At 30.0% G+C, this 9,496-nt stretch carries 9 protein-coding genes; all 9 read left to right on the top strand.

Annotated features, from left to right (window positions below):
- The first annotated feature begins 468 nt into the window (after positions 1-468).
- The 9 genes from ACN5J3_RS13075 to ACN5J3_RS13035 all read left to right on the top strand — a co-directional run bounded on the left by ACN5J3_RS13075 (position 469) and on the right by ACN5J3_RS13035 (position 9,485).
- Positions 469-984 carry a hypothetical protein gene (locus tag ACN5J3_RS13075; RefSeq protein WP_418512031.1) on the top strand — a complete coding sequence of 172 codons (516 nt, stop codon included), beginning with the start codon at positions 469-471 and terminating at the stop codon, positions 982-984.
- 231 nt (positions 985-1,215) lie between these two features.
- Positions 1,216-2,049, top strand: a complete 834-nt coding sequence (locus tag ACN5J3_RS13070) for a hypothetical protein (protein ID WP_418512029.1) — start codon at positions 1,216-1,218, stop codon at positions 2,047-2,049.
- 234 nt (positions 2,050-2,283) lie between these two features.
- Complete coding sequence (locus tag ACN5J3_RS13065) at positions 2,284-3,237, top strand: hypothetical protein (RefSeq protein WP_418512028.1); 954 nt, start codon at positions 2,284-2,286, stop codon at positions 3,235-3,237.
- 147 nt (positions 3,238-3,384) lie between these two features.
- Positions 3,385-4,497, top strand: coding sequence for a hypothetical protein (locus tag ACN5J3_RS13060; RefSeq protein WP_418512027.1), 1,113 nt, complete (start codon positions 3,385-3,387; stop codon positions 4,495-4,497).
- Between the two features lie 763 nt (positions 4,498-5,260).
- Entirely contained in the window at positions 5,261-5,722 is a 462-nt protein-coding gene (locus tag ACN5J3_RS13055) for a hypothetical protein (protein WP_418512026.1), read from the top strand.
- 165 nt (positions 5,723-5,887) lie between these two features.
- Complete coding sequence (locus ACN5J3_RS13050) at positions 5,888-7,843, top strand: ATP-binding protein (RefSeq protein WP_418512025.1); 1,956 nt, start codon at positions 5,888-5,890, stop codon at positions 7,841-7,843.
- A gap of 170 nt (positions 7,844-8,013) precedes the next feature.
- Positions 8,014-8,418, top strand: a complete 405-nt coding sequence (locus tag ACN5J3_RS13045; RefSeq protein WP_418512024.1) for a hypothetical protein — start codon at positions 8,014-8,016, stop codon at positions 8,416-8,418.
- A 65-nt stretch (positions 8,419-8,483) separates the two neighbouring features.
- Entirely contained in the window at positions 8,484-8,738 is a 255-nt protein-coding gene (locus tag ACN5J3_RS13040) for a hypothetical protein (RefSeq protein WP_418512023.1), read from the top strand.
- Positions 8,739-8,879: 141 nt separating this feature from the next.
- Entirely contained in the window at positions 8,880-9,485 is a 606-nt protein-coding gene (locus tag ACN5J3_RS13035) for a hypothetical protein (protein WP_418512021.1), read from the top strand.
- Positions 9,486-9,496 lie beyond the last annotated feature (11 nt).

The following is a 9,496-nucleotide window of genomic DNA, read 5'->3' as shown; positions in this document are numbered from 1 at the left end:
GATTTTTTTCAGAATTTTAAGGTAGATAAATCAGAAAAACTGTGTGCGGAATTTCAAAAATTTTCGGAATTATCACTCAAACGTGAAATGAAAAACAACAGCGGAATTGCTCACTCAAACTCTGAATTGAATTACGCTTGACTTTTTAGCTTGTTTGCGCAATCGGAACTGGAAAAACAACGCTGGAATTGCGCACTCAAACCTAAATTAAAAAACGGTCGGAATTTGAGCAAGTTTACGGAATGAATTAAACGTAGAAATTAAAGAAACCTGAATAAAAAGCTGACCGAAAAAACAAAAAACGGAATGAATTATAAAAGCACTAAAAGCTAACAACGGCTATAATTCATTACGGCGGAATTTCCTCACGGAAATTCCATTCATTTTTGCTATCTTTCGGTCAACGTCGGAAAAATGGTCGCCCATTTTTCCGTAACGAAATCATAGCCAAAACCGTTGGCTACAATTATGAAAAACCTGCTTCTAATAATATTAACACTTAATTTTGGACTGACTTTCTCTCAAAATATTGAGTTGATAGAAAGCCGAAATTTTGATGGAGCAATTTTCCCTAAAACTTATGACATTCCGCTAACCGAAAATCCATCAATTGAAAAAAGATTTACACCGACAAAAGAAGAAATTGTGGAATTGGAAAAGCAACTACGGAGCCAAATAAAAGAGATAAATAAAAACAAACCGAATCAAGGAAAACATTATGGACCAATAATTCATAAAAGATTAAAAAAATATGACCGACAATATATCGGATTTATTGACCAATACGGACAAAGAGTAATTCACGTAAATTTCATTTGGAATGGCTATAGTATTTGGGAATCAATTAGAGGTTGGACAAAACCAGACGACTCTTGGAAAACGGAATGGCAAATGTGGTTTGACGGAGGAAGTCGATTTTGGAATATAAATTATATAATTGACAAAAAGGAATTTGTAGACTTTAGCGTAAATGGAGTGGCATAAAAATAAAATAACTGTAGCCAACACCGGCTATAGTTCATTGCTTCTGACTTTCCTTGCGGAAAGTCCTCGCAAATTTGCTATCTTCGGTTTACGGCGGAAAATCCTCGCGGATTTTCACGCAACGAAACCATAGCCAAACACGTTGTGCAACATTTATAAATCAAAAATTTTAGTAACATTTGAATTTTATTTTGGTTTTGAAGTTTGACTATTATTTGAAATATTTAATTGATGAGAGCAAAATTTATCTTTTTATTTATAGTTTTTTATTGCAATATTAGTCAAAGTCAAAATCTATATACTTTAAAATCATCTGAGGATAATTCACCTATAAAATATGCTTATATTTATGCAAATAATAATATATTAACTTCTAGTGATTCTTTAGGCATATTTAAAATTAAAGATAAATACTTAAATTCAACAATTAAGATAGAAGCACTTGGTTATAAAACTCTTGATAGTGTTCCAATTAAAAACACATCAAATATTTTAATGGAAGTTAAACCAGTTACATTAAGTGAGGTTGTTTTAACTCAGAAAAAAAATTCAAAAAAATATAAATTAGGAAAAGCTAAAAATGGAAATGTAGGCATTGTCTGTACTATTCAAAATAACACCATATCACAAGTTTCTAAATTATTTAAAAAACCAACTCAAAATATAGTATTCCTAGATAAAGTTAAGTTTAAAACATTATGCTCGGATAAAAATAGAATATTATCAGTATTCATTTATTCCGTAGATAACAATGGTAAGCCAGATAGAATCCTTAATAATGAAGACATAATATGCAATTTAAAAAAAGGGCACAACGCATTTGAATTAGACTTAAGTCATTTAAATATAACTTTTCCTGAAAAAGGTGTTTTCATCGCCTTGAATTATATTTTTTTGGATCAAAATAAATGTTTTCCTAATAAAAATAATAACTGGTATTATTATGAACCATCAATTGACGCAATAAGCGTTGATAATTATACAGATAGTTGGTATAATATTAATGGTTTATGGAAAAAATCACAAACATATAGTATAAGTATGCAGTTAACCGTAACTAACTAGTAAGTTTCTATGATGACTGGTTTTGCGAAATTAAAAAGTTATATCAACAGAAAAAAAAGCTAATTTTGAATTTAACGAATAAAAAAACGTTGCACAACACCGTATAACAACAATTGCGGCTTTGTGTCCTGCGGACACAACCGCGCAAGCTTAAAAGTCGGTAATTTTAGCTATCTTAGTTTTTAATCAATCCGCAACTGATTGTTATACAAGACCGTTACCACCTATTAGAAAATGACGAAACTTAAACAGAAATACGGACTTTTAATTATCGGGATTGTACTCGGTATTGCGTACGGACTTGTGACAAGGTTAGTATTTGGACAAAAAGCAACTTTGGCTTCTGTGACATACTTGTTTATTATTCCGACCATTTTGGGAGTTATTCCATTAATGTTTGCCGACAATGAAAAACTCAAATCTTACAGAAACATAATTTTCATTCCTTGGCTTACGGTTGTGACATTCTTTTTGAGCATGTTCTTATTTGGTATCGAAGACTTCATTTGTTTGTTGGTTCTTGCAGCACCATTTTTTATATTAGGAACAATTGGAGCATTGATTTATAGAGTTGTTCAGATTAACAAACAAAAAAGTAAAGGAAAACTGCTGACCTTGGTTTTGTTGCCTTTTCTATTTGCACCTGTCGAAGAATACATAAAAAGCCCTTCTGATACATATATTGTAAAAAGTGAAGCTATCATAGACGCAACACCTGAAAAAATTTGGAATAACATTGTAGAAGTACAAACTATCGACCAGAAAGAATATAATTCAGGATTTTTCAATTCTGTCGGAATTCCCAGACCAATAAGTGCAACTATTGACAAAAAAGAACTTGGCGGACAAAGAATAGGAAATTTTGAAGGTGGTTTAATGTTCATTGAAACAATCACAGAATATGACGAGAATAAGGAAGTTTCATTCGACATAAAAATTGACCCTGCAACGGTTAGACAAAAAGTATTTGACCAACACGTTTTAAATGGTAACTATTTCAACTTTGTTGACGCAACATACGAACTGACCGAATTAAAAAACGGACAAATTAAATTGACCCTTTCTTCACGTTATCAGTTGACTTCAACAATCAATTTTTATGGTAAAATTTGGGGCGACATAATCTTGACAGACTTTCAAGACAGACTATTAAAAGTAATTGAAAATAGATGCGAGAAGAATAAATAACAGGTGGTAACAATGTATATAAAAAATAGGCGAAACAGTAATAAAATCAAGGCTTTTGGCTCGTGTCAAAGTAAGTGTTTAACCGAAAGTTTTGTGCTTCAAAATCGCCTACTTTTCATATACTAACCGTTGCCACCAATTAGAGAAATGAACAAGAATTTAGAAATACTTAATAAACCAATATTTAATCTTCCTGTAAAAAGAGAGAAAGGAGATTTCATTAAATATTTGGAAAATAAATTTAATGAATTTCATTCTACGCTTTCAGAATTTGACGGAGAACTTGGCGATTATATTAAAGAAAATTCAGAAATAATATCATCTCAACTAAATTGTATATTTAGTGCCTTACATTCTTATTATGAAGGAAAAACTGCAACAGCATATAATCAATTAGTTAATTGTTTGGAAAATGTTTGTTGTCATCTTTGGATACAAACCGAGCAAGTTACTGAAGGAAGAGATAAACTATATCGTGTTAGAACTGGCGATAGTACTGAATTAGAAAGGAAAGATTTATTCCACATTCCTTTTGAATTAAGAAATCTTGTTAGACGGCAAAGATTTAGTCTTTCAGGTGTGCCGTGCTTATATTTAGGTACTTCAATTTATACTTGTTGGGAAGAACTAAACCGACCAGATATAAACAAAATTCACATTTCCAGATTTGACCTAAACGAAAGTGATTTTAATTTTTTATTTCTTGATCAACGTAGCGATATAATTAGAAAATGGGCAGAAAAACCATTTGAGGAATGCGAAGATGGAGTAAAACGACATATTAAAAATTTCATAGTTTCATTTCCTCTATTATTAGCTTCATCAATCAAAGTAGAAAATTATGAAAGTGATTTCGTGCCTGAATATATAATACCTCAATTATTATTGCAATGGGTTACGAACAGCGAACACATTGACGGAATTCAATATATTTCTAATAAAACAAAATATTCGATAAAGCCTGTAACTTTTGAGAGTGAAACGAACATAGTTATCCCAATAAAAGAATTTAAGGATAAAGGTTATTGCCCTGTTTTATCTTCAAAAATAAAATTGACACAGCCTATTTCATATAATCTTTTGGACTTAACTAATTCAGAAATTAAGTCAAAACAGAAAAAGTCTATTTGGAATTCTAAAAAAGACAAAAAAACTATTGAATTAATTAAAGGGAACAGAACCGATTATTCAGAAACAAAATTTGGAATTTTAGAAAGCAAATTACAGGAAATGGAAACTAAATATGTCATAGAAAAATAACTGGTGGCAACAATGTATAACCGCAATTACGGCGGATTCGACTACGTCCGAATCCACTCGGAATTGCTAACGTCAGTGCTAAACCGAAAAATTTGCGTACTTTAACCCGTAACTGACGGTTATACGAGACCGTTAGCAGCCATTTTGGTGCAGACCAACAGTTATAAGGCTTTTACTCTATTTTGTTATTGTTTGCATTAAAAAAATGACGCTGGAATTTTAAACTGAACAAATAAAATATTACGCTTGATTTTCCACTCATTTGGAGCATTACGTTTGACTTTTCACTCATATGGAACTTTACGCTGGATTTCTTACTCAAACGGAATTTTACGCACGAATTTCGGCTAGCCCAACTTCAGATCTACATTTCGAAAATATAACAATCCTCAACTTTTGGCTGATAAGCGGAATGGCAAATCGTTCGGCTGAACTTTATGAAAATTGAAATCGTAGAACTTTTGACTGAAAATCAAAACGTGAAAAAAACGGAATAATAAATCGGAGTTTTTTTTGAGATTTTTAAGTAAAAAAGGAAAACAAGTGTAAAATTACATAACGTACGAACAGTTTACGTGAGAATATAACGTTAAAAAGAAAAACCGGCAGCTAACAATGTATATAATTTATAGCTGCTTCTCGCCTACTTACGAAAAACCTCGCGGTTTTTCTATTTCGGTTTTTATTTGCTAACTTACTCGCTGAAACAACGCTACAAATCATATACTAAACCGTTGCCAACCATTTGAACTCACTCAAACTTATGACAGACGAAACGTTAAAATATTTAGAGGATTTAAAAAATGGTGAATCAATTACCTTAACAAAAGATAGTCCTGATGAAATTTCTGAATTGATTATAAATCTTAAAAATCTTGGACTTTTACATAAGCCGACTAAATATGGTTTTGCTTCCGATTTTAAAAACCGTAAATATCTAACCAAACTAATTGAATTAAAATCGTGGACGGAATTTTTAAACTGGTTAGACGGACAAAATACGGAATCAAACATTTCTAATAATTTTTCGGGTTCAACAATTGGACAAGTAAATCAGTCATCTGGAAATATAGATTTAAAAAGCCCGATTAAACAAAATATAAAAAACAATACTGATAAAATTCCTAAAACAAAATCTGTCCTTGAAATTGTATCTTGGATTATCGGAATAATTGCTGCTGGAATTGCTATATATGAGTTCATAATTAAAAGTTTAATTAAATAAAAACGGTTGGCAACACCGTGTAAAAAACATTGCTTATTTTAGTTCAATCGTTTGGTCGTTGCTTTGTTTGCTAGCTTCTGATTTTCCTTCGGAAAATCCTCGCACGCAAACACGCAACGTTCCTTACACATAACCGTTATGTGCAAGCTGAAAAAAACATAAAATATGGCAAAAATAATTGATATTGGAGTTGAACAAGACCATATCGAATCTCTAACAAGAGCGAGTGGAATAACTGCAATTTCTGAACTTTTGTGGAATTCTCTTGATGCAGATTCATCAGAAATTAAAATCGAATACGATAAAAATAAACTTGGAGGATATGAAAACCTTACAATTATTGATAACGGACTTGGTATTGATTATACAAAAGCTCAAAATGTATTTGGTAGATTAGGAGGTTCTGAAAAGAAACATATTAACACAAGTCCAAATGGTCGTCATTATCACGGAAAAGAAGGAAAAGGAAGATATAAATCACTTGCTTTAGGAGATTTAGTAAAGTTTACAAGTGTTTATAAAAATGGTGAATCATTAAAAGAATTTACAATAACATTTGACCGAAATAATTTATCTCATTCAAATTTTAGTGATTTAAAAACACTTCCAAAAGGAGAAACAGAAACAGGTTTTAAAGTTGAAATTCTGAATTTAAATCAAGAAAATGTAAATCAAGCACTCGACTTTAAATTCAGAAAGGAAATAGAACAAAAATTTGCTTCTTATTGGATAAATTATAACGATTTCAATATTTATTTCAATGGCAATAAATTACAATTTGAGTCATTAATAAAAAATACAGACGAAACAAACTTTTTAATAGAAGACGGAGAATTATCATATCGTTTTGTCATTAAAGTAATAGAATGGAGTTTTGATATAAAAAAGAAAACATATTTATGTAACACCAAAGGTGTTCCATTTAAAGAATTAAATCTTGGTATTCGTTCCACTATTCCTATTTCAATCTTTATACAATCAATTTATGTAGAAAAACTACATCGAGAAAATCTAATCGATTTAGAAAATTTTGATGATATTTTACAAAATGCTTACGGAGAAGCAAAAAAATTCGCTCGTGAATATGTTAGAAAAAGACTTCATTTATATTCTGGAGAATTCATTAATGAATTAAAGTCAAAAGGACTCTATCCTTATAAAGAAAATGCAGACTCACTTATAGAAAAAAGTAAAAGACAAGTATTTGATATAGTTGCACTTCAAGTGAATGAATATTTGCCAGACTTTGAAAATCAAGACAATAAAAGTAAAAAATTCACACTTTCATTAATAAAAGAAGCTTTAGAGAAAGATTCCACTTCTCTTCAAAGAATTTTAACAGAAGTAATTGAATTACCAGATGAAAAAAGAGAAGAGCTTGTTGAAATCTTAGAAGAAACTTCCTTGTCTAGTATTATAGATACTATGACAGAAATAAAGAATAGATTGCGTTTTATCAATGGTTTAGAAGAATTAATTTATAATAAAAGTTTAAATAAAAATGTTTTAGAAAGAAAACATTTACATAAAATACTAATTAACGAAACTTGGCTATTTGGAGACGAATATACTTATGGAGTTGATGATATTACATTAAAAAATGTTCTAAAAGAATATTTAAAACATTTGGGTAGAACAGATTTTGAAGAAATTGTAACAAGCGAATCAAATACAGAATTACAAATTATTCCTGATGTTTGTCTTTGGAGACAATTCCCTCAAGGTCTTCCAGGACACAAAACTAATTTGATAATTGAATTAAAAAAACCTAAAGTTGATGCAGGAGTTGAAGAACTTATGCAAATTAAACTTTACGCTTCTAGAATATGTAACGACAAAAGATTTCCAAAAGAAAAAACTAAATGGAAATTTCTTCTAATAACAAAAGACATAAAACAAGATATTGAACCAGAATTAGAACAAACCGACAGGAAATATGGACACGTAGTCGCTACAGATTTATATGATGTTTATGTTTTAACTTGGGGACATATTCTTAATGAAGCTAGAACTAGATATGAATTTATAAAGGACAAATTGAATTTAAATTTAATGGATAATGAGAAAAATTTAGATTATCTTAAATCGAAATACAGCGAATATTTACCTAACGAACTATAAAAAAGCCTGCACATAACACCGTATATAATTTATTGCTGGTTCTAGCCTACTTACGAAAATCCTCGCGGATTTTCTATTCGGTTTTTATTTGCTAACTTTAGTGCCTACACCACGCAACAAACCATATACAAACACGTTAGCAGCAATTATATCTGACGCAAAAAACATAAATGATTCAGAGAATAAGAGACATTAATAATCATAAAATTTCATTGGGAAAAAATCTTGACAATTTTAAAATTGTCAGTGAACAACTGAAATCATATTGTATGCATCATCCAACTGTTTTTTACAAAGATGTTCCACCGTCAATTCCTTTAAGTAGTCAACTTTATTCTGTACTTACAAACACAATAAAGAATGGAGGGTTAATACTATTTAATATATCTTTCGTCAATATTCAAAAATCCATAGAAGGTTTCACGTCATTTAATGAAGCTAACAATAAAAAAATGATTACAGAATGGGAACTATCAATTATTATAAACGATGACGAATATTATAAGAGTACCATTTTTCATAATGGAGCGAATGAATTAATTTTACTTAAAAATGGACTAATTTTAATGATATGATATTAATTGAAAAATTATTTAGAAAAAGACTTAAATCAATTATAAAAAATTATCAAAATTTCACATTGATATTTGATGATAATGGATATTCAACAGAAATTAAATTTAAGGGATTTCTATTCGAATCCGAATTTTCTACAATTGGAGAAAAAGTTATGGATGTCAGAAACAGCAACAACATAGGAGTCAATGGATTAGACGTACTACGTTATTACGGTTTAAATCCAAATGAATACAAACAACTAACTATTGAATTTGAAAAAACAAATTACAGAGTTACTGACCTTATTTGTGTTTACAAGAATTTTGAATTAAAATAACAGCTGCTAACACCGTATATAATTTATTGCTTGTTCTAGCCTACTTACGAAAATCCTGGCGGATTTTCTATTCGGTTTTTATTTGTTAACTTAATTGCTTAACCACGCAACAAACCATATACAAACACGTTGCCCACAATTATGAAAAACATCCTGCTGACATTTATTATACTGATTTTTTTAAGTTGTAAATCGGACAAAAATGAAATTCCACCTGAATTTAAAGACAGTAACTTACAACTAGTCGAATTTCTTGAAAAGAAAATTTATATACCTAAAGATTTTAAAAAAACAAGTATTGAAACAGTCGCAGAATTAATTAAAAATTCACCTGACCTAAATGAACTCTCGGAATATGAATTTCAGAAATTGGAGAATTTCAAAAAAATGGGACAAACGGTTGAAATGTTTATTAAAGATGGTAACTATAAAAACAATATATCGTTTCAATCTGGAAATTACGTGGAACTGACCAAAGAAGCAGTTGAAGTTTATGTTGATTTGCTTGAAAACCATCTTTTTGTTGAATCTGAATCTTTTGGAGTAGAAAGAAAAAGACTTGAAAGTAAATTTTTGACATATGGAATTTCCAAAGTCGTAAAAGTAAAATACTTGCAAACATTTGGAGAAGAAAAAATATTTCTGACCCAATATTTGGTGACATATAAATTAAAAACATTCGGAATTATTGTTGCAAGTGAATCGGACAGTGATTACCAGTACATATTAAAGAATTTTAAAAAATAACTGTGGGCAAC

Source organism: Corallibacter sp., from assembly GCF_048381695.1.
GTDB classification, from domain to species: Bacteria; Bacteroidota; Bacteroidia; order Flavobacteriales; family Flavobacteriaceae; genus Corallibacter; species Corallibacter vietnamensis.
Note: the sequence above shows the minus strand (reverse complement) of the source record. Positions and strands in the feature narration are given on the sequence as shown.